Source organism: Halalkalibacter akibai JCM 9157 (genome assembly GCF_000513135.1).
Taxonomy (GTDB): Bacteria; Bacillota; Bacilli; order Bacillales; family Bacillaceae_D; genus Halalkalibacter; species Halalkalibacter akibai.
In genome coordinates, this window is the sequence record NZ_BAUV01000015.1 from 49,600 (window position 1) to 71,652 (window position 22,053).

Annotated in this window: 20 protein-coding genes, 1 pseudogene and 1 riboswitch; of the genes and pseudogenes, 15 read left to right on the forward strand and 6 right to left on the reverse strand. The window is 36.8% G+C overall.

The genetic code is table 11. From position 1 onward, the window contains the following. The first annotated feature begins 84 nt into the window (after positions 1 to 84). From JCM9157_RS10340 to JCM9157_RS10350, 3 genes are all read left to right on the forward strand, one after another. Positions 85 to 3,186: an efflux RND transporter permease subunit gene (locus JCM9157_RS10340; protein ID WP_035664467.1), complete on the forward strand. Its 3,102-nt coding sequence runs from the start codon at positions 85 to 87 to the stop codon at positions 3,184 to 3,186. A gap of 146 nt (positions 3,187 to 3,332) precedes the next feature. Next, on the forward strand, positions 3,333 to 4,121 hold the full coding sequence (locus tag JCM9157_RS10345) for an SDR family oxidoreductase (RefSeq protein WP_439644342.1): 789 nt from the start codon (positions 3,333 to 3,335) through the stop codon (positions 4,119 to 4,121). Positions 4,122 to 4,386: 265 nt separating this feature from the next. Beyond that, the gene (locus JCM9157_RS10350) at positions 4,387 to 5,127 is read left to right on the forward strand and encodes an SDR family oxidoreductase (protein ID WP_035664472.1); all 741 of its coding nucleotides are present in this window, start codon (positions 4,387 to 4,389) and stop codon (positions 5,125 to 5,127) included. Positions 5,128 to 5,367: 240 nt separating this feature from the next. Here the strand turns inward: JCM9157_RS10350 and JCM9157_RS10355 are convergent, their stop codons facing one another. Further along, the gene (locus tag JCM9157_RS10355) at positions 5,368 to 5,718 is read right to left on the reverse strand and encodes a DnaJ family domain-containing protein (protein ID WP_052013078.1); all 351 of its coding nucleotides are present in this window, start codon (positions 5,716 to 5,718) and stop codon (positions 5,368 to 5,370) included. A gap of 133 nt (positions 5,719 to 5,851) precedes the next feature. On the opposite strand from JCM9157_RS10355, the gene JCM9157_RS10360 reads away from it, so the two are divergent. Both JCM9157_RS10360 and map read left to right on the forward strand, forming a co-directional pair. Then, positions 5,852 to 6,421, forward strand: a complete 570-nt coding sequence (locus JCM9157_RS10360) for a DNA-3-methyladenine glycosylase I (protein ID WP_035664476.1) — start codon at positions 5,852 to 5,854, stop codon at positions 6,419 to 6,421. Between the two features lie 30 nt (positions 6,422 to 6,451). After that, complete coding sequence (gene map / locus JCM9157_RS10365; RefSeq protein ID WP_035664478.1) at positions 6,452 to 7,201, forward strand: type I methionyl aminopeptidase; 750 nt, start codon at positions 6,452 to 6,454, stop codon at positions 7,199 to 7,201. A 63-nt stretch (positions 7,202 to 7,264) separates the two neighbouring features. On the opposite strand, the gene JCM9157_RS10370 is transcribed toward map, so the two are convergent. The 4 genes from JCM9157_RS10370 to JCM9157_RS10380 all read right to left on the reverse strand — a co-directional run bounded on the left by JCM9157_RS10370 (position 7,265) and on the right by JCM9157_RS10380 (position 11,227). Next, positions 7,265 to 9,001 (reverse strand): ABC transporter ATP-binding protein, encoded by a 1,737-nt coding sequence (locus JCM9157_RS10370; protein ID WP_035664481.1) that lies wholly within the window; start codon positions 8,999 to 9,001, stop codon positions 7,265 to 7,267. Between the two features lie 573 nt (positions 9,002 to 9,574). Next, positions 9,575 to 10,330 carry an Mrp/NBP35 family ATP-binding protein gene (locus tag JCM9157_RS10375; protein WP_052013079.1) on the reverse strand — a complete coding sequence of 252 codons (756 nt, stop codon included), beginning with the start codon at positions 10,328 to 10,330 and terminating at the stop codon, positions 9,575 to 9,577. A 181-nt stretch (positions 10,331 to 10,511) separates the two neighbouring features. After that, positions 10,512 to 10,697, reverse strand: a complete 186-nt coding sequence (locus JCM9157_RS25290) for a helix-turn-helix domain-containing protein (protein ID WP_235714882.1) — start codon at positions 10,695 to 10,697, stop codon at positions 10,512 to 10,514. Continuing rightward, positions 10,694 to 11,227, reverse strand: a complete 534-nt coding sequence (locus JCM9157_RS10380) for a Crp/Fnr family transcriptional regulator (RefSeq protein WP_235714890.1) — start codon at positions 11,225 to 11,227, stop codon at positions 10,694 to 10,696. The genes JCM9157_RS25290 and JCM9157_RS10380 overlap by 4 nt, the downstream gene beginning before the upstream one ends. 176 nt (positions 11,228 to 11,403) lie before the next feature. Between JCM9157_RS10380 and mobA the strand changes: the two genes are divergently transcribed. The 8 genes and pseudogenes from mobA (at position 11,404) to JCM9157_RS10420 (ending at position 18,087) form a co-directional block, all read left to right on the forward strand. After that, complete coding sequence (mobA, locus tag JCM9157_RS10385; protein WP_035664482.1) at positions 11,404 to 11,997, forward strand: molybdenum cofactor guanylyltransferase; 594 nt, start codon at positions 11,404 to 11,406, stop codon at positions 11,995 to 11,997. A 251-nt stretch (positions 11,998 to 12,248) separates the two neighbouring features. Further along, positions 12,249 to 13,385, forward strand: a complete 1,137-nt coding sequence (locus JCM9157_RS10390) for an MFS transporter (protein WP_035664483.1) — start codon at positions 12,249 to 12,251, stop codon at positions 13,383 to 13,385. Next, positions 13,386 to 15,508, forward strand: a pseudogene (gene fdhF, locus JCM9157_RS10395) (formate dehydrogenase subunit alpha). Positions 15,509 to 15,533: 25 nt separating this feature from the next. Continuing rightward, positions 15,534 to 16,076, forward strand: coding sequence for a 4Fe-4S dicluster domain-containing protein (locus JCM9157_RS10400; RefSeq protein ID WP_035664484.1), 543 nt, complete (start codon positions 15,534 to 15,536; stop codon positions 16,074 to 16,076). A 15-nt stretch (positions 16,077 to 16,091) separates the two neighbouring features. Beyond that, positions 16,092 to 16,628, forward strand: coding sequence for a QcrA and Rieske domain-containing protein (locus JCM9157_RS10405; protein ID WP_035664485.1), 537 nt, complete (start codon positions 16,092 to 16,094; stop codon positions 16,626 to 16,628). Next, positions 16,621 to 16,812, forward strand: coding sequence for a hypothetical protein (locus tag JCM9157_RS10410; protein WP_035664487.1), 192 nt, complete (start codon positions 16,621 to 16,623; stop codon positions 16,810 to 16,812). Before JCM9157_RS10405 ends, JCM9157_RS10410 begins: the two co-directional genes overlap by 8 nt. 136 nt (positions 16,813 to 16,948) lie before the next feature. Next, entirely contained in the window at positions 16,949 to 17,659 is a 711-nt protein-coding gene (locus JCM9157_RS10415; RefSeq protein ID WP_052013080.1) for a Crp/Fnr family transcriptional regulator, read from the forward strand. Positions 17,660 to 17,793: 134 nt separating this feature from the next. Then, entirely contained in the window at positions 17,794 to 18,087 is a 294-nt protein-coding gene (locus JCM9157_RS10420; RefSeq protein WP_035664489.1) for a Dabb family protein, read from the forward strand. A 97-nt stretch (positions 18,088 to 18,184) separates the two neighbouring features. Here JCM9157_RS10420 and JCM9157_RS10425 read toward each other — a convergent pair whose 3' ends face one another. Beyond that, positions 18,185 to 18,682, reverse strand: a complete 498-nt coding sequence (locus JCM9157_RS10425; protein WP_035664492.1) for a metallophosphoesterase family protein — start codon at positions 18,680 to 18,682, stop codon at positions 18,185 to 18,187. 151 nt (positions 18,683 to 18,833) lie between these two features. Further along, positions 18,834 to 18,918: riboswitch (cyclic di-GMP riboswitch) on the forward strand. A gap of 103 nt (positions 18,919 to 19,021) precedes the next feature. Between JCM9157_RS10425 and JCM9157_RS10430 the strand changes: the two genes are divergently transcribed. Next, positions 19,022 to 20,728 (forward strand): putative bifunctional diguanylate cyclase/phosphodiesterase, encoded by a 1,707-nt coding sequence (locus tag JCM9157_RS10430; RefSeq protein ID WP_052013081.1) that lies wholly within the window; start codon positions 19,022 to 19,024, stop codon positions 20,726 to 20,728. A 154-nt stretch (positions 20,729 to 20,882) separates the two neighbouring features. Beyond that, positions 20,883 to 22,046 carry an LL-diaminopimelate aminotransferase gene (locus tag JCM9157_RS10435; RefSeq protein WP_035664493.1) on the forward strand — a complete coding sequence of 388 codons (1,164 nt, stop codon included), beginning with the start codon at positions 20,883 to 20,885 and terminating at the stop codon, positions 22,044 to 22,046. The last annotated feature ends 7 nt before the right edge of the window (positions 22,047 to 22,053 follow it).

Genomic DNA, 22,053 nt, shown 5'->3' on the forward strand with positions numbered 1-22,053 from the left:
GACGATAATACCAATCCAGAGTCTGATACCGAAGAACAAGATGAATCTGATGAAGACAAGTAATTTATAACGGAGGTACTCTAGTTGAAACTAATTAATGAATCTGTTAAACGCCCTGTTGGTGTGATCATTATTGCTCTCGTTATGATTATACTTGGAGTGGTCTCATTAACGGGGTTAAAGGTAGATTTAATGCCAGATTTAGATTTACCAATCGCTGTTGTAGCGACACCTTATAACGGAGCTGCACCTCAAGAAGTCGAAAATTTAGTGACTCGTCCTTTAGAAGGTGCACTGAGTGCTACTGAAGGATTAGAAACGATGCAGTCAATGTCAGCGCAGAATCAATCAATCATCTTTCTAATGTATGATTTTAATACGAATTTAGATGTTGTGATGTTAGATGTGAGAGAGAGAATTGACATGGTGCGTCAAAGTTTGCCCGATGGAGCAGGTTCACCAAGTGTCATGCGTTTTGATCCAAATCAAATGCCTATTATGCAAATTGGCTTATCAGCAGATATGGATTTAACTAGATTAACGTATATAGCTGAAGAAACCATTATTCCTAGAATAGAACGTATTCCCGGAGTAGCACAAGTTAATTTAACAGGCGGTGAAGAAAGAGAAATTATAGTAGAGCCCGATTTAACAACTTTACAACGTTATGGGATGACACTCTCACAGCTAGCTCAAATAATTGGCGGAGAGAGTATGAGCGCATCTGCCGGTGAGATTAATCGTGGTGGACAAGATGTTCCTCTTAGAATTGTAGGAGAATTTAGATCGGTTAGAGATATTGAGAATATAAATATCCCACTCCGAACCGGGCAGACGATCAAGCTCACTGAAGTAGCTGAGGTGAAAGAGACTTATAGCGAAAAAGATTCTCTAGCATACTTAAACGGACAACCTACATTAAGTATTGATATTTTAAAACAATCCGACTCAAATACGGTTGAAGTATCCAGAGCTGTTACGAAAGAATTAGACAACATCCAAGATAACGTTGCTCAAGGTGTTACGCTAACAACAGTAATGGATTCTGCTCTATTCATTAACGAGTCGATTAAAAATGTGGTTATTAACATGATCCTTGGGGCAGTTATGGCCATTGTTGTCTTACTTGTTTTCCTTCGGAGTTTTAGAAGTACGTTGATTATTGGATTATCCATTCCTATTGCCTTAATTTCTGCATTTACCCTTTTGTATTTTGCAGGGGAAACGATTAACATTATCACTTTAGGTGGACTTGCATTAGGAATAGGATTATTAGTTGATAGTTCAATTGTTATTTTAGAAAACATCTATAAATATCGCGAGAGAGGCTATAGTCGCATTGAAGCAGCTAAAAAAGGTGCCTCGGAAGTGTCATCAGCTGTTATCGCTTCAACATTAACTAGTTTAGTTGTTTTTGTTCCAATTGTCTTCACGGGAGGAATTGCTTCTGAGTTATTTATGCCTTTAGCGTTAACGGTAGGATTTACTCTTCTTGCTTCTTTAGTAGTAGCTCTTACATTTGTTCCAATGTTGTCAGGGTTATTACTACCTGACATAATTGAAGAAGAAGATCCTAAAGGTTTAAGAAAAGTAAGTGTGGCTATCGGTCGATTTTTTGATCGTGTAGATAACTTTTATCGCTCGATTTTACGATGGTCGCTACGAAAAAAGAAAACGATCGTCTTTGGTACGCTTATTTTGTTGATTGCCAGTTTAGGCGGCGTTAAACTCGTTGGTGTAGAATTAATGCCATCTTTCGATCAGGGAGAAATTTCTGCAAGTTTTGAAGTACCTCCAGGAACTTCATTGGAAGATATGCGAGATACAGTAAGCCAATTAGAACAATATCTACTCGACACAGGATTAACTGAAGTTATTCAAACTTCTATTGGAGGTGGAGGGTTCATGGGCGGAGGTTCCAACGAAGGTGAGCTTTATATTCGTTTGATTCCGCAAGATGAAAGAACTAGTTCAACAAATGACCTGATAAGTCAGTTTAGCGACTTTTCAGAAACAGTTCCGGATATTGAAGTCAATGTACGATCACTTGAAAGTGATGGAATGGGCGGCAATCCAATTGAAATTGAATTAAGAGGGGACGATTTTGATACGTTAAAATTACTTGCTGATGATATTCAAGATATCATTCGTGACGTACCAGGTACTTCAAATGTCACTCATTCAATGGGAGAAACTCGCCCTGAAACACAAATCCATATTAACCGAGACTTGGCGTCGCAATATGGATTAAATTACGCAGACGTTATGCAAACTATCACGTCAAGCGTGACAGGACAGCTTGCAACTTTAATGAGAACCGAGGGACAAGAGATAAGTGTTACGGTCATACTACCGGAAGATCAACGGGATAACTATAATAGTTTGCAAAATCTTCCTATTTTAACTGCTAATGGCGACATTATTCCATTAACAGCTATCGCGGACTTTGTTCAAGCTGAGGGTCCAAATGTCATTAACAGACAAAATCAGTCGCGAGGCGTATCCATTACAGGAGATATTATGGATCGCGATCTTGGGAGTGTCATTGCTGACATTGAAGCAGAGTTGGACCAATATATTTTTCCAGAAGGCTACGAATATCGTACTGGCGGGGACTATGAAATGATGATGGAAGCTTTTTTCGATTTAACTCTAGCGTTAGGGTTAGCAATTTTCCTAGTTTATGCTGTAATGGCGTTCCAATTTGAAAAAGTTATCTATCCTTTCATAGTCATGTTTAGTTTACCTGCAACTTTTATTGGAATTATGGCTGGTTTTGTGTTAACAGGCAGACCTTTAAGTGCACCTGCTTTTATAGGGGTTATTATGTTAGCGGGGATCGTCGTAAATAATGCGATTGTTTTAGTTGACTATATTAACAAGTTAAAAGAAACAGGTTTGTCAACTGAGGAAGCTATCTTAGAAGCAGGACCAACTAGATTACGACCAATTCTTATGACAATGTTGACTACTGTATTAGCGATGGTTCCTCTTGCAATTGGATTTGGTGAAGGTGCTGAACTCCAAGCACCTATGGCTACTGTCATTGTATTCGGTTTGTCGTTCTCTACATTCATTACACTAGTACTAGTACCGGTGATGTACATTTATACAGATCGTTTTACAGAGTGGTGGAAAGGGTTATTTATTCGTCGCAGAAAAAAAGACCAACTTGAAATCGAATAATCAATACTTGCTTTCAATAACGTTAATTGGTCGCATTGAAGTTTCCTTCAATGCGACTTTTTTACATTCAATAATTGTTATAAGAGTAAGAATATTATTCTAATGTGAGGGGGAGATTAGGAGTAAATTGGAAAAGAAGGAGTTTTATGATGAATCATGGTCTAACAGGTAAGGTAGCTATCGTTACAGGAGCATCTTCTGGCATAGGTAGATCAAGTGCACTTAAACTTGCAAAAGAAGGAGTTAAAGTAGCTCTAGTCGATTTGAAAGACGAAAATGCAGAGAAGGTAAAACAAGAAATTGAACAAATAGGCGGAGAGGCAATTGTAACAGATACAGATGTTTCTGACATGAAAAGAATGGAAGCCAGTTTCAATGAAATTATTGAAAAATGGGGGAGGTTAGACATTGTATTTGCAAACGCAGGGATAAATGGAAAAGTTGAACCGATTGAAGATCTCTCTGCAGATGATTGGGATCAAACACTAAATACGAATTTGAAAAGTACCTTCTTGACTGTGAAGCTAGCTATACCTTATATGAAAGCTCAAGGAGGTAGTGTGATTATTACTAGCTCTATTAACGGTACAAGAACTTTTAAAAGTTTTGGTATGTCAGCATATAGTACATCAAAAGCAGGACAAGTCGCATTTGGAAAAATGGCAGCTCTTGAGTTAGCGCGTTATAAAATCCGGGTTAATATTATTTGTCCAGGCGCTATTGAAACAAATATTGGAGAAAATACGTTCCCTAATGAAGAAGAGCTGAAAAAAATCAAGATTCCAATTGAATACCCTGAAGGATCGCAGCCATTAGAACATCACGCAGGAAAACCTGACCAAGTTGCCGATCTAGTTTCATTCCTAGCTTCTGATTTATCAAGTCATATAACAGGTAGTCAAATATTTATAGATGGCGCTGAATCCTTGTTATAATTTCATTGACTTATGGTAAATAAAACCATACACTAAAACCTAGTCATTGGTAAATAAGAAGGAAGGAAGGGTGCCTTCTACATGAAGTACTAATTTCTGATTTCAGACATTATTTTTTTATTTACAAAGATAATTTTGTCTAGATTGGATTAGTTTGTACTTTTAGGTATTTGTTCGAACGGAAAATCTACTTTCTTCTAGTAAGGACCCCCGACTACCTGAATAATACAATCCATCCTCTCTAGAAAAATAGGGAGGTTTTTTTATTAAACAGTTAGCAATTATAACAGGAGTAAGTCATGAACATGGAATCGGAGCAGCAATCTGCTTAAAATTGGCTGAAGAAGGAATAAATATTTTGTTTACTCATTATAAAGCAGAAAGTGAATGGGCTCAGTTATTTCAAACTAAATTACAAGCTATGAATATATTATGTGACAGTTTGGAGATTAACTTAGCTGAAAGTGGTGCGGCCACTAAGGTCTTAAACAAGGCATTTACTAGTGGCGTACCAAATATTTTAATTAATAATGCTGCACATTCAACACGTGATGGGTACCAGATATTATCTGCTAAAATAATAGATGAACATTACGCAGTAAATGTTAGGACCCCGATGTTACTATGTGCAGAATTTGCAAAAAGGTTAAAGGATAGTAGTGTTGAAGCAGGACGGATTATTAATATGACATCTGGTCAAGATCTTGGACCGATGACTGAAGAGTTAGCGTATGTAGCATCAAAAGGGGCTATGTCAGCATTTACCCGGTCCTTTTCGGCAGAAGTTGCACATTTAGGCATAACGGTAAATGCTATCAATCCTGGACCAACTGATACTGGTTGGATGACAGATGACATTAAAGAACATCTTCGACCTAAATTTCTTATGGGACGCATTGGCTTGCCACAAGACACCGCTCGATTAGTTTCTTTTCTCGTCAGTAAAGAAGGCGGCTGGATAACAGGGCAAGTCCTTCATTCAGAAGGCGGTTTTTTAAGATCATAATTTTATTATATTCTGATTCTAAGTAAAAAGAGTCCTTCAGAATGAACAGGCTAGAACCTTACTAAAGTATATTGCAGTAACTTAGCTTGAAGTAATTTACTTATTCTAACTATGAGATCAAAGGTCGGGGCACTGAGAAAAGTAATTTTTTTAGTGCCCTACCATCTGTTACGGAAAGTGTAATTTCTTTCCGAAGCGTCTTCATAGACTTCTTAAACCTTTTTACAACTAAGCAAACAATTATTGCCACTGGTTAAGCTGCTTTTCCATAATATCTAATGAGATTAGCATTTTTTGCATTGGTGCTGGACACATTCGATTGTATTTTTTTATCTTTTCATTGATCAAATTCAATTCTGCTGCCAGATCTTTTGAGTTAGTCGTTCTTAACTTTATCAGATTAATAAGTTGATCTCTAATTTGATGCTGAAGAGCTATCCACTCAGGTAAATAATTTGCATTCTTGATAGTTCGATCCAGAACATTTCCCTCTAGAACCTCTTTGCTAATCGGTTTACCGTGACCTTTTAATGTTTCGTTTGAATCTCCATGTTTCTTGATAATATCTCCTAGCCAGTCTCTAGACATCATTAATCCACCCCCACACATCTCTTTATCTTTCATTATAATAGTATTAATTCGATATATAACAATTTGATGTGAAGTTTTCTAGATTTTTACATAAGTTGAAAATCATTATTATGTTATAATATGGAAAGTTATAATGGTAGGGGGCGATTTAATTAATAGGTGTAAATGGGCTGAAGCTCATATTTTATTACAACAATACCATGACATTGAATGGGGTATTCCTTGTTATGATGATAATAAGCTATTTGAGTGCTTAACACTTGAAGGAGCACAAGCCGGATTAAGTTGGCTAACCGTACTGAAGAAAAAAGAACATTATCAAAATGCCTTTTGTAAGTTTAATATTCAAAAGGTAGCTGCTTTTACAGAAGAAGACTTTCAATCTTTACTAGCCAATTCACATCTAATTCAACATAAATTGAAACTTAAATCGGTTTCTCATAATGCCAATTGTATCCTTGTCATTCAAGAGGAGTTTGGTAGCTTTTCTAACTATTTATGGTCTTTTGTGCATCATAAACCTATTATAAACCTTTGGGTAAACCAAGAGGATGTGCCAGCTAGTACTGAGTTATCACAAACTCTTAGTAAATCTCTTAAGTCGTATGGGTTCAAATTTGTTGGCCCAACGATCTGTTATTCTTTTATGCAAGCTATCGGGATGGTTAATGATCATACTATTGATTGTTTTAAAACTAACTAAGACTCAACAACTTAGATTAGGAGTGATAAGATGATCACGTTAAAAAGTGAAAGAGAAATTCAAATGATGAAAGGTGCTGGAGAGATTTTAGCAGCTTGTCATAACGAAATTTCAAACATAATAAAACCAGGAATAAGTACGTTAGAAATTGATTCGTTTGTTGAGTTATTTCTGAAAAAAAATGGAGCAACCCCTGAACAGAAAGGTTATAAAGGCTTCGAATTTGCCACGTGTGCTTCTGTTAATGATGAAATCTGTCATGGCTTTCCTAGAAGAGATCCACTTCAGGATGGAGATATTGTTACGATTGATATGGTTGTCAATTGGAAGGGTGCCTTGGCTGACTCAGCTTGGACATATGCTATTGGTAACGTTTCTAAATCTGCTCAAAACTTACTAATGATTACCGAAAAAGCCTTGTATAAAGGTATAGAACAGGCCGTCTGTGGAAACCGAACAGGTGACATTGGTCATGCGATTCAGTCATATACAGAGGCTGAAGGATTTTCAGTTGTCAGAGACTTTACAGGTCATGGAATTGGTCCAACTTTACATGAAGATCCTCAGATCCTTCATTTTGGTGCTCCTGGAAGAGGGTATCGACTTCGAGAGGGCATGGTTATAACGATTGAACCTATGATTAACGAAGGTTTATGGGGAAGCAAGATGGATTCAAACGGATGGACAGCTCGTACTGTAGACGGTAAATTGTCAGCTCAGTACGAACATACAATTGCAATCACGAAAGAAGGCCTTCTTATTTTGACTCAACAGTCATAGGACGAATTCCATACTAAAAGAACTAGCTTTTATCAAAAAGTAGCTAGTTCTTTTTTTGTTTTCTTATTGTGTAAGCTGCTGCTTTGCAAATTTACGGTATAACTCATGTGTTTCAAATAGTTCTTGATGAGTTCCAGTTCCTGTTACTTCACCGTTTTCTATAAAAACTATTTTATTAGCATCTACGATTGTTGACAAGCGATGTGCAATAACGAAGGTTGTACGACCTTCCATTAATCTGGTTAATGCTTGTTGAACGACTAGCTCTGATTGACTGTCTAAACTAGCGGTTGCTTCATCCATCATTAGCAATTTGGGATCACGTAAAAAGGCACGCGCAATCGCGATTCGTTGGCGTTGGCCTCCAGAGAGCTTAACTCCTCTTTCACCGACCTTCGTTTCTAGCTTATCTGGAAACTGTCGTATGAATTCGTCTGCATACGCCATTTTCGCAACTTCCCACAACTTTGCATCAGCAATTTGGTCAGCATCTTCCAATCCATAGCATAGGTTTTCACGTATTGTACCTGCCATCATTGCATTTTCTTGAGATACATAGCCTATTTGGTTACGCCAAGATTCCAAGGAAAGCTCTTTAATTGGCGTTTGACCAATGAGGATTTCTCCATGAGTCGGTTCATAAAAACGTTCTAATAAGGCAAACATGGTAGTTTTCCCACCACCACTTGGTCCGGCAAAAGCAATCATTTCTCCTGGATTTGCTACAAATGAAATATCTTTCAGGACTGGTTCTTGTTCACTATATGAAAATGAAACATCTTTAACAGTTAGTGGTTGATTGGATATATCCATTTCTTTACCTTTATGCTCTTCTTCTAACGGGAGGTCTAAGATTTCTATAATGCGTTCTGTCGCACCTTTTGCTTTTTGCAATTGTGTAAAAAACATCGCAAATGAAGTAATAGGCATAATAATTTGAAAGAGGTAGAGTAGAAAAGCAACTAAGGAACCCGTTGTCATCGTGCCGTTTGCAACACGAATCCCACCGTAACCAATGATAATGACAATGACTGCCATAACAATTAAATACATTAAGGGCCCAATTAACGAGAAAATACGAGCTTCCTTCAAACCGTAACCTAACAGTTTTTTAATTCCATTTAAACCATTTTGTTCTTCTTTCCCCTCTGCTGTAGACGCTTTCATCAATCGTATTTCACCAATTGTTTGTTGCACATGGCCTGAGAATACAGCTGTTTCATCTTGTAACCCTCGAGAAATTTTGGCCATTTTACGGCCGAGGGGAATCATGAAAGCTAGTGTAAGCGGAACGGAAATTAACATTAAACTTGTCATTTTCCAATCCATAATTAACAGAATCGTAACGGCTCCGATAATAGAAATGATGCCAGTAACGAATTGCGGGAAATGGTTTGAGATTAAATCACGTACAATACTCGTATCATTCACAACTCGACTTACAGAAGCACCGCTAGATTGTTTATCAAAATAACTGACAGGTAAGCGTACTAATTTTGTCCACATGCGGTTACGTAAACCCGCAACAATTTTTTGTCCTACATAACTTAAAAGATAAATGGAAATTCCGTTTATGATAGCATGAGCAATAAAAGCGATTACGATTGCGACAATAATCATGCTATTTAAAGCTTCAACTGAAAAGCCATCAATTAATTCTCTCGTGAGTAAGGGCACAAGAAGACCAACTAAAGTGGTAATCACACTTGCAAGCAAACCGATAACTAATGCAAGTTTAGGTATGTTCGTTGATAAAATTAAAGACATAAAAGGTTTGGTGCTTTGACGTGTTTGATCCATTATTTAGCTCCTAAAAGTATAATTTATTAAACGTTTAGAACCGTACAGTACATGTATAAAAGTTCATACATTATTATAGCATGTTTGCATTATATGGAAGACTAAATACAACTAGAATTGAACAGGGGAGGAAGCTCTTCCTAACACGAACTCATATAAAAAACAACTTCCGCATGTGAAGTTGTTTTTTTAATTTGGCAGTTTTTCGTAATCAAAGCGGACGGGATGGGGGCACGACTCCTGCAGGAGGGAAGGGAGGGCACTGAAAAATTCCTTTTTAGCAGATTCAAGGAAGCAGCAATGGCTTCACACGTTGCGCGCCTGCTATGAGAAACCCACTCATAGCAAGCTTTAAAAGATTGCAACGGTTTCGCTCATTGCTTAGAGACCACTGAAAAAGCTGAAAAACACACCTTTTTCAGTGGCCTCAGGGAAGGGCAAGTGGAAATCCACCGGCGCAGCCGGTTAGTTCCACGCCCGCCTGCGGAAAGCGTGCCCCCCCATCCCGGTAGCGGGTTCGAAGCGAGTTTTCAAGGCCACTCTTTTTAAATAAAAACAGACTTCATTTTTAAGTTAAATGGATTCAACTGACTGATTGTTGACTTTTTCTATAAGTGATTTTGCCAATGTTTCATAAAGTTCTTTCAAAACTGGCTCTTCACTTATTAGAACAGAAGGTTGACCGTTTTCTTGCGGGGCTGCAAGAGGAATGGAAGCAAGTAATTCAGTCTCTAACTTTTTTGCAAGTGTTTCACCACCACCCTTGCCAAAGAGATGATATTTATCCGTTCCATTTGGTGAAAAATAAGACATATTCTCAACGACTCCGAGTATCGTATGATTCGTTTGCTTTGCCATTAGCCCCGTGCGTTCTGCAACATGTACCGCGTTCGGGTGAGGCGTTGTAACAATAATCTCTTGACATTCTGGCAATTTTTGATGTAAATCCAAAGCCATGTCACCAGTACCAGGAGGCAAGTCAAGGATAATAAAATCCTGTTTGCCCCAGATCACTTCATCAAAAAAGTGTCCTACCATTTTTCCTATCATGGGACCACGCCACACTACAGGTTCATTGCCTTTTACTAGAAATCCCATTGACATGAGTGTAATACTTTCATGTCCTACAGGTATGATTTTATTATTCATCGTTTTAGGTTTGGAATCTACGTTTAATATTTTAGGAATACTATATCCGTATATATCTAAATCAATTAAAGCAACTTTTTTACCTAAGTTTGCTAACGATAAAGCGATATTAACGGCCACGGTTGATTTTCCTACTCCACCTTTTCCACTTGTGATTGCTATTACATTTCCGTTTATCATAATTGATCACTCCCTAATACATACAATAAACGATATCATGAAGAAAAACTGTGAGGAGCATCACAGTTTTTAAAGGGAGCCGTTCTTCCTACCCAAAGAGAAAGAGGGAGTGTTTTAAAGGATACTTTATCCTTTTGAAACACTCCCTCTGAAAAATTAATCGGAATAATACCCTGTCTTGTTACATTCTACAAATTTCTAACGGACAATTCTCACAATGACAAATTTGTTTTAATTCTTCTAGGTTACGAACAATTAAATAACCTTTATCTTGGCTAAGAATTTCTTTAGAACGTAAATCAGATAACATTCGGTTTACACTTTCTCTTGTTGCGCCGATGTATTCTCCTAATTCACCATTTTTCACTTTTTTCGTAATCCGAATTCCTTCTGAATCTTTTCTCCATAAGAATTCGCCATTCTAATCAGAGTAGAACATAAAGCACCAAGTTTACCGTGGAATGTTAAATCCCGTAACTTTGATTGTGTGATCTGGTTTAATAATGAAGTCCATTTAAGAAATTCAACAGCAATCTCACCTTGTTGCCATAAGATAATTTCTAAGTCTTTTTGTTGAATGACTCCAATCACACTATCTTTCATGACTTGTGCATTATAGGCATATTTAATATTCATAAAGCTACTCAATTCACCAAACAAGTCACCATTACTAAACATATTTAGGATATATTCTTTTCCATCTGAAGTCGCTTTGGTCATTTTAACGTGACCTTCTTTAATATAAAATAATTTATCAGCTTGATCACCTTCCCAAAATAGGTAAGAACCAGCTTCTACTTTTTGTTCGTACATAATATCGGTTAAAGCCGTTAATGTTTTATCTGAAAGATGGAATGTATTTTGTTGGATATTTCGCTCAAGTGTTAATTTTGTCATTGTAATTCCCCCTGACATCTGAATAACTTCATTATAGAGGATATATAAAAAAGAAAATGTGATAAAAATCACACCTATTAAAAACAGGCTCATGTCAACTTAAGTTAGAACTGTGATCAAGTTAACAGCAAATTCGCTTCATTCAATCTATAGTTTAGCTAAGGAGGTGTGAAGCAATGAACGTAACAGGTGTAATTATAGATTGTGAGTCGAAAAAAGAGTTTGATACTGCAGGACTACTAAAGATAGGCGAGGAAACGGTGATCGAGAGACAAATTAATGAAATGAAAAAAGTTTGTCAGGAAATCATACTAGTCACTAACAAACCGCATGCATACTTACCTGTTCTAGGAAGCTCCATTCGAATCATCACTGATTATTTTAAAGGGACAGGTACTTTAAGTGGGATGCACGCGGCACTAGCGCTAGCTAAAAACGAGACATTATGGGTCGTTACTCCGGATATGCCTTTTCTCTCAGTCAAAGTAATGACAAATATGCTAAAGGAAATGAAACAATCAAATGTCCAATTAGTTGTTCCTGAGTGGAATGGCCACTTACAATTATTTCATGGTTTATATGATCGTTCCTGTCTGAAAATTACGGAAGAATTAGTTGAGCAAGAACAGTTAGGGATTATAAATCTACTTGAACGCATTAAGTTTAAAATTGTGCGATATGATGAGCTTATTCCATTTTCTTTTAGAATATTAAATAAAGAAGACTATCAAAAAGCTTTACAATTAATAATAGAGAACCAAGTTTCTTAATAGAAAAGTAAACGATTTATTTACTTATATAAAACGTTTCATTCATAGATTAGAATTTCTGTAAACACAAGGCAACCATTCAAGAAGGAGGCTTTGTGTTTATTTTTATTTTATTTAATTTTCTCAATCGCTTTAGTGGCAGTGACTTAGAGATTTGAAATATAAATAGTGTGAGCAACGTCACAGTTTTCTTTGGAAGACAATCTTACAATGTGTTTAACAAGTTCAACAAGAAAGTAAGGAGTGGCAAAATGAATCAGATTGAAAGATCTTTTTATTCAAAAGCAAGCATGTATTCATTTGGGATTGTAATGATATTAATTTTTTTAATGTGGATCGGAACGGGACAGTTTTCACACGTAGATATAATGCTTTTCGGATATTTAATATCATCATTCGTATTTGCAATTGGGATGACAATTCGCATGTGCGCATGGGCCGTACGTCCAGCAACTCATCAAGTATTAAAAAGAAGTTTCGCCAACATGAAGAAAAGAAAGAGAGTAAAAAGAAATTGGAAAGCGATTGTAAAAACAATTATTGACAACATTATCTTACAAAAGTTTATTTTTAAACGTGGTATCTATCGTGGCATTATGCACTGGCTAATTGCCTGGGGCTGTATCGGATCATTTGCAATTACGTTCGGTTTAACTTTTGGGTGGATGCATTTTAAACTAATTGATCCTGAGACTTATCAAATGGTAGTAATGGGAATTCCGACTATAACGATGGCTGCAAACGGCTTATTTGCTCAACTGGTATATGAAGGATTAAATATTACGGCCATGATGGTCTTAGTCGGTGTGACAATGGCCCTTATTAGACGGTCAAGAAATCAAGATGTCAAAGTTACTCAGCGTGTCGAATTTGACTTGTTACCTTTATATATTTTGCTTTGGGTAACCGTTTCAGGATTGTTACTAACCGTTTCTTATAAATTATTGGGTGGATGGATGCATTCCTATCTTGCCTTAATTCATCAAATTACAGTAGTCATTTTCTTAGTCTATTTCCCATTTGGTAAACTATTTCATCTACCTGTTCGGCCTCTTGCAACGGCTGTACCGATGAACTACCAAGAAGTCGTAGGGGTTGATACAAGAGAGTGTAAATCTTGCGAAACACCATACAGCAATGACGATCAAATAGATGACGTGAAAGAAATTCTTGGGGCACAAAGCTTTGATCTTCAGCTAGCAGACGGTTCCTATTTAGCAGACTATTGCCCAAGTTGCCGAAGAAGAATTAGGGTAATGAAGCAATTAAACATTCCATCGAATTTGCCTTCACCAAATAGACCTATTCAAACAAATAACGGAATTCATATTCCTGGGTTTGGTCAAAAAAGAGACGATTCCTACTATAAGAAGACGGGGGAGAAATAAATGAGTGACTTTCTAGTAAAAGATGGCGTGAAAAATTTACAAAAACCAGGTGAAAAATTAATTACAACACACTGTTGTTACTGTGGAATGCAATGTGGCATGCACATTAGAGTGAATGAAAAAACAAATAAAGTCGTTGGAGTTGAGCCGAGATACGACTGGCCAGTAACTTTAGGCAAGATGTGTCCAAAAGGAGTAACAGCGTATCAAACGGTTAATCATAAAGACCGTATTTTAAAACCTCTTATAAAGAAGAATGGAAAATTCGTAGAATCAAGCTGGAAAGAAGCTTACGATTTAATCGAGAAAAATTTTAAAAAATTACAAAAAGACCACGGAAAAGATGCTGTTAGCGTTTTTGGCGGTGTATCAATGACGAATGAAAAGTGCTACTTGGTTGGAAAATATGCGCGGGTTGGACTTGGAACAAGATTCCTAGATTATAATGGTCGCTTCTGTATGTCTTCAGCTGCTGGAGGATTTATGAAAACATTAGGAGTTGACCGTGGATCGAGCTTACCTTTACCTGAGTTTGAACATACCGATTGTCTATTTATGGCTGGTTCCAATACGGCTGAATGTCACCCGACCATGATTCAATGGTTATGGAAGGCGAAAGATAAAGGAGCTAAATTAATCGTTGCCGATCCAAGAGAAACACCGACTGCTCGCGTCGCTGACGTTCATTTAGATTTAAAACCAGGGACCGATTCTGCATTAGCTAACGGTTTGATGCATCTTATTATTAAAAATAATCAAGTCGATAAAGAGTTTGTTCAAACCCGTTGTAATAACTATGAAGAGTTAGAAGCGATGGTTGAAAAATTCACACCAGCCTATACATCGGAAATTACAGGTGTCTCTATTGAAAAAATCATCAAAGCCGCTTCTATTTATGGTGAGTCACCACGTTCGATCGTTACTTTTTGCCGCGGAATAGAACAACAAAATAAAGGAGTAGATAACGTTTCACTCTATACTTCTATGGCTCTATTAAGAGGCCAAGTAGGTAAGTTTGCATCAGGTATCGCAACGATTACGGGACAAGGAAATGGGCAAGGTGGTCGGGAACATGGCCAAAAAGCAGATGCACTTCCTGGCTATCGTAAAATTGACAACCCAGACCATGTTAAATATATTGCAGGAGTTTGGGGCATTCAACCGGAAGAAATGCCTAAAGCAGGTGTTTCAGCTTATGAAATGTTTGATGAAATTCATAAGGGGAACATTCGGGCAATGCACGTAATGTGTAGCAACCCAGCTGTATCGGCACCAAATTTAGAATATATCTGGAGCGGGTTTAAGAAATTAGATTTCTTAGTTGTTAGTGACTTCTTCTTATCTGAAACAGCCGAATTTGCCGATGTTGTCCTACCAACAACCACTTGGGCGGAGGATGAAGGTACAACAACAAATTTAGAAGGCCGTGTCATTCGCGTTCGTAAGGTTACAGAACCAATAGGAGAGTCAAAGACCGATTGGGAGATCATGTGTGATATTGCCGCAAGAATGGGGAAAGGCTCATATTTTCAATACGAGAATCCGAGACAAATATTTGAAGAACTAAGAATCGCTTCAAAAGGTGGTAAAGCAGATTATCACGGAATTACATGGGAGCGCATTGATAAGGAAGATGGTGTGTTCTGGCCATGCCCATCTGAGGATCACCCTGGAACACCAACTATGTTTAAAGAAAAATTTGGCACAGAAGATGGCAAGGCAAATTTAGCAGCTGTTGATTGGGCGGAGCTGGTGAAACACCAACAAAAGAATTTCCGCTCATCTTAACAACAGGGCGAGTTGTCTACCATTATCTATCTGGTAATCAAACAAGACGAGTTGACTTCTTGATGCAACAATGTCCTGTTCCATATATTGAGATTCACCCTGAACTTGCAAGTCAGTATAACATTTCAAATAAAGAAATAGTAAAAGTTACAACGCCAAGGTCTTCAATGGAAGTTGAAGCTAGAATAACAAAGGCCATTCGTACAGATACCCTTTTTATTCCTTATCATTGGGGTAAAGAGTTAGCTGCAAACCTTTTAACGAACCCAGCATTAGATCCGGTTTCAAGAATGCCTGAATTTAAAGTATGTACGGTTAAAATAGAAAAAATCTAAAACGATTCTTTTGGGGGAACCATCTATGAACAAGATTATGTATCTAGAATTTGAGCGTTGTATTGGCTGTCGAGCCTGTCAGGCAGCCTGCCGAGAGTGCGGCGATCATGACGCAAAAGAACGAAATTATGTAGAATACATTGATTTTACTGAAAGCAGACAAACATTTCCAATGATGTGTATGCAGTGTAAAGACCCGGCTTGCGCTAGAGTTTGTCCTGCAAATGCCATTCAAATCACAGAGGAGGGTGTCGTGTTATCAGCAATGGATGAAAAGTGCATCGGTTGTCGCAACTGTACATTTGCCTGTCCATTTGGGATTCCTAAATTCGATTTTGAAGAAAACAAGATGTATAAATGCGATATGTGTTATGACCGTTCTAAATATGATATTGCACCGATGTGTGCATCTGTTTGCCCGAGTGATGCCATTCGCTTCATTGATTTTGAAGAAATGCAATCATTAAGAAGAAGACGTACACAAATGAATTTAATTGAAGGAAAGAAACCAAGTGAGCAAGATAAATGGAAGTATGTACCTGAATTTTTTGGAGTTTATTCAGACTAGAAGGGAGGATGCACGATGAACGAAGAAAACAAATGTCCAAAACGCAACAAACCAAAGAGTCAGGATGACATGATTCAATTGACGGAAAATGTGAACCGTTTTGATGATTTGAAATTTAATAGAAGAGCTTTTCTTAAGACTGCTGTAGGGGCAACTGTTGCATTAGGCCTTTCTACATTGCCGTTTTCAGTTAAAGCATTTCTCGGTGATTTTGAAGATGAAAAAGAACTTGTTGAAATTGTTAAACTAGATTCTTTACCACCTGGCTCGTCAGTCACATTTAACTATCCAACAGAGAATGATCCGGCTTTATTAGTTCATACAAAGGCGGGTGAGTTAAAAGCATATAATAGTGCCTGTACTCATTTAATGTGTCCAGTGTTTTACGAAAAAGAAAGTGAAGTATTATTATGTCCATGTCATAAGGGTTATTTTGACTTAAATAATGGCCATCCTCTTGCTGGCCCTCCGCAAAGAGAATTGCCATTAATTGAACTAGAAGTACAAAACGAAGTAGTTTACGCCGTCGGAAGGAAGATTCGTCATGGCTAAAAGGACTTGTTGGATCATCATTTTCCTGGCGTTAGCTTTAAATGTCGTTATGTTACAATGGACGATTGAAGCTTATCTAGGACATGAGTTTGAGTTGGTTTTTAAATATACAGTGATCGCCATTGTTTCATCTGTCGTTGCACTCCTGACATTACTTCAATGGAGACGGTTAGAATATAAATAGTTTATTATAATGGACCAAAAAGTCAGCTTGATAAGCTGGCTTTTTACTTGTATTCGGAATATGATAGTAACAATGATAAATCAATTAATCATGAGTAAACTATATATGAAGAATACGATTACGGGGTTGTGATACGTTGAAAAAACAAGAATTAAAAATCTCACGCTTTTTTGATATGCTTTCCGAGGAGAGTAAGAGCTTATTTTTAAACAAAGGTCAGAAAATGACTGTGGATTCAGGAACCATTTTATTTTCAGAAGGTGAAGAGTCTCAATCTATTTATTTAATCTTATCAGGTCTTATCAGACTTAGTAAGTTAACAGCTGACGGGAAGGAGTTCGCAGTTAATTTAAATCAAAAAGATGAGCTTGTTGGAGAATCTGGGTTGTTTAACGGTTTGCCTTTAAGCGTGACTGCTACGGCTATAGAAGATGCTGTTTTAATGAGATATGATAGAAGTGTGATTGAGAAACTGTTTGAGGAAAATGGAGAAATGGCTGTTGCTTATATGAAATGGTCGTCGATTCACAATCAATCGACGCAATCAAAATTTAGAGATTTAATTTTATGTGGGAAAAAAGGCGGCCTCTACTCGACTTTAATTCGTTTTAGTAATTCTTACGGCGAAAATCATCCAGACGGAGTACTCATAAACGTAAACTTAACTAATCATGAAATAGCTAATTATATAGGTACCACTCGCGAAGGCGTTAACCGAATGATGAGCGAACTAAAGAAAGATCAAATCATTTCTTACGAAAACAATATGATCGTAATTCATGATCTAAACTACTTAAAAGAATTCTTGAAATGTGGAGATTGTCCAGTTGAAATCTGTACTATTTAAAAACAAGTTATTAGCAGGAATAATAGCTTGTTTTTTATTTTTCAAATGATAATATGCGATTCAATTGCATCTTTTTACACTATTAAGCTAAAATAAAGTCGTAGTAAGTAAATAATTAGAAAGAAGGCATTTTAATGATTCAACGTACCGTATTAGTTAAGTTTGCTGAAACAACTACTGAGGAGCAACTACAAGAAGTTGTCACACGCTTTAAAGCACTAGAAAGCCATTTAAAAGGGATTGTGGATCTTCAAGCGGGTTTAAACTTTGCTGAAAAAAGCAAGGAATATCAAGTTGTGTTAATGGTTCGTTTTGAGAACCGTGCCGCTCTTGACGCCTATGTTGAGAACGCTGAGCACCAAGCAGTAGCTGCTTACATAAGAGAAAATGGTCGAGTTGATAGTATTGGCGTGGATATTGAGATTTAACTACTGAGGTTGAAAACTTTTGTTCACTAAGACGTAGCGATTCTGCTCATCACTTAGGGGTGTTCCAGTCAAAAACAGGCTGAAACAACCCTTTTCTTTATAATTTATCTTCATAAAACACATGCTCAGCTTCAATTGTTTGATTAACCGTTAAGATGCCAAACGAGTAGCATTTTTGTCTTCTTTTATCAGTGGCAGAACCAGGATTAAATAAAAGAATATTATCTACCTTTTTCAAAACAGGGATATGAGAGTGTCCATAAATGATACAATCAACGTTATCCTCTAAAAACGCAGAGATCGCCCGTTTTTCAGTTGTTTGTTTAGTGCCATGTCCGTGGATAACTCCAATTTTCCATTGATTACACTGAACTATAATTTTATCTGAAAATAACTCCTTGATTTCATCTCCATCCACATTTCCATACACACCTTTGACCTCTGCATAAAGTGATAACTCCTTATATACTGCTTTTGTTTGCCAGTCTCCTGCGTGTATGATTAAGTCTGCAGTTGGTAATTCGAAAAGCAAGCGTTCAGGCAATTTCTTTGCTTTTGTCGGGATATGAGTATCAGATAAAACAATGATTTTCATTTCTATCTCCTTTGTTTCAGTTCATGTCATAATTTGACGAAGAGTTGGGGCTTGTTGGAAAAACTAGACTAGGTTATCATAAAATTGTGAGTTTAGTCCTCATCTTATCATAAAATAAACAAAACAATAAATCTTTATACCTAATTTCAGAATAAAGAAAAGGCAAATCTATTGAAAAGTAGAGACGCAAAGTCACAGGTCTAAGGTCAAATGACTAGGACGGCTGGGTTACCGAATGTATGGGCATGTATATGTTTCATTCGATATCCTATCTACTCTATTCATAGAGTAGTTTTTTTAATGAAGTCATAAAATGCTGATTCATTTGAGGTGTTTATTGTGCAAGCCAACTATAATAAAGTCAATCACGAGTTAACAGAAATAAAATACGCACTAGATCAATCATCAATCCTGGCAATCACTGACATTGCTGGTGTTATTACGTATGTAAATGATAAATTTTGTGAGATCTCTCAGTATCAAGCTCAAGAGCTGATCGGCCAAACTCATAGAGTTATCAATTCTGGATATCATTCAAAGCTTTTTTTTAACGAGATGTGGCAGACGATTTCTGGTGGCCATATTTGGAAAGGCGAAATACAAAATAGAGCAAAAGATGGTTCACTCTATTGGGTAGATACAACTATTGTTCCATCCTTAGATGAAAACGGACGTGTTTACCAATACGTGGCGATTAGAAACGATATAACAAAAATAAAATCATTAGAAATGAAGTTACGTAGGAGTGAAGCGCAATTCAAACAGATTGCCTATCACGATTCTTTAACTAAATTACCTAATCGAATAAATTTCAAACGAGCTCTAGATCACCTGGTTACGCAAGATCAAGCGTTCGCAGTCTTGTTCTTAGATTTAGACCGATTTAAATTACTAAATGATACATTCGGACATTCTTTCGGCGATCAAGTATTAATTGAGGTAGCTAAGCGCTTATTGCACCTTCCATATAAAGATGTGGTAGTTTCTAGACAAAGTGGGGATGAGTTTACATTTGCTTTTCCGTATTCTGAAATAGATGACGTGGTCCATTACGCTAAAGCTATTTTAAAAGCATTATCTTCTTCTTTGATTATTAATGGCAACGAAATATACGTTGCCCCAAGTGTTGGCATTAGCATATATGCTGAACATACCCGAACAGTTGAAGACCTAATTAAGCAGGCTGATATTGCTATGTATAGTGCAAAACAAAAAGGTGGCAATCAGTTTTGTTTCTATCATCAACAAGAAGAAGACGATCTGTTCAAAAAACTTAGAATAGAAACAAGATTAAGGAAAGCGATTGAAAATGATGAATTTGAACTTTGCTATCATCCTAAACTAAACCTAGAAACAAATGAGGTTTGTGGTTTGGAAGCTCGGATTATTTGGAACCATTCTACATTCGGTCCTTTACAAGCGATAGATTTCCTTCCCTATGCTGATAAAATGGGGTTGTCTAATGTTATTGGCAAATGGGCACTAAAGACCTTATGTAGAAAAATTGAAACCTTCTCTAGTAGCGGTTCTTTTATTCCCATTTCGATTTCAATCTCTATTAATCTATTATTACAACATGACTTTATTCAAAATGTTGATAACTGGTTAAAAGAGTTTAATGTTCTACCTAATCAACTTGGTCTAGAACTTACAGAGACAACCATTATAAAACATAAAAGTTTTCTCAACCCTATTTTACAATCTTTAAAAAGGATGGGTGTTTTATTAGTTTTAAATCAATTTGGAGCAGCCTCAACATCGTTAACATTGCTTAAAGAACTTTCAATAGATTCAGTTAAAATTGATGCAAATATAAGTAAAGATATTGGAGGTAACTCCTTCAATTATAATCTGATTAAAGCCATAATTGCTGTTGGCCACAGCTTACAATATTCTGTTATAGCAGACGGCGTTGAATCATTAGAACAGGTGAACATGTTAAAAAACATAAACTGTGATACAATTCAGGGACCTATCCTACACAACGGGCTTAATGAAAAGGAAATTAACTTATTTCTCACTAACAACGAAATTGCTCCTGTGTAGTTATCTGCCTAAAAAAACTTTCAGCTAGGTTAAATAGCTGAAAGTTTTTTTTATCAACAAGAACACTATAAGCAATCATCTATAAATAAAAGATTAATGTCTTATCGTGGCAAATTTCTTGTTATAATAAAAAAAACTACAGTGAGGTAGCTATATGTCTAAATTATTTTCAACTAAAATGGATTTTTTTCAAACTAGTATCTTCAATGAGCTAGCATCCTATAAACAACAAAAAATAAAACAAGGAATAGAAGTGTTTGATTTAAGTATTGGTAGTCCGGATCTTCCTCCTCCTAAACATGTGATGGAACAACTCAGCTTATCAGCATTAGATCCGAAATCATATCGTTATTCATTAGCTGGAACATCTGAATTACATCAGGCTATTATTAACTATTCTAAGCAAAATGACCAGGTTATTCTTGATCCTGAGAGTGAAGTACTGACTGTTATGGGATCACAAGATGGTTTAGTTCATTTACCTTTAGTTCTTGCAAATGCAGGAGATGTTGTGTTAGTACCCGACCCAGGTTACACAGCTTATGCCGCTGGAATTGCTTTAACAGAGGCGACTCCTTATCCAATGCCTTTGCTAGAAGAAAATCATTTTTTGCCTGATTTGCAAGCAATCCCAACTGAGATTCGGCAACGCGCCAAATTAATGATCTTAAATTATCCAGGTAATCCAGTACCAGCAATGGCCACCAAAGAGTTCTTCCAACAAGTCATTCAGTTTGCACGCGAACACAATATAATTGTTCTTCATGACTTTGCTTATTCTGAATTATATTATTCAGAAAGACCGATTAGTTTCTTATCAATTGAAGGAGCAAAAGAAGTTGGTATTGAATTTAATTCACTCTCGAAAAGCTTTAATATGGCTGGAGCTAGGATTGGTTATGTTACTGGAAATTCATTAGTTATTGAAGGCTTAAAACGGCTCAAGTCAAATCTTGATTATGGAGTATTTCTTCCTATACAAAAAGCTGCTGTAAGTGCGTTATCGAAATCCTCCCATTTTAGTAATGAACTCAGAGAAGTTTATAAAGATAGAAGAGATGTTCTTGTTAATGGTCTGAATGCACTAGGATGGACCGTGCAACCACCGCGAGCTTCAATGTTTGTTTGGGCAAAAGTTCCATCGGGTTATACGTCAACAGAGTTCGCTTATAAATTAATAGATGAGACCGGGGTTGTTACAACACCTGGAGTGGCTTTCGGACAAAGGGGAGAAGGATATATACGTATTTCTCTCGTTCAAGATAAGAATATCCTCCACAAAGCAGTCCAACAACTTCATCACAGCAAGATCTTTTGAAAGAACG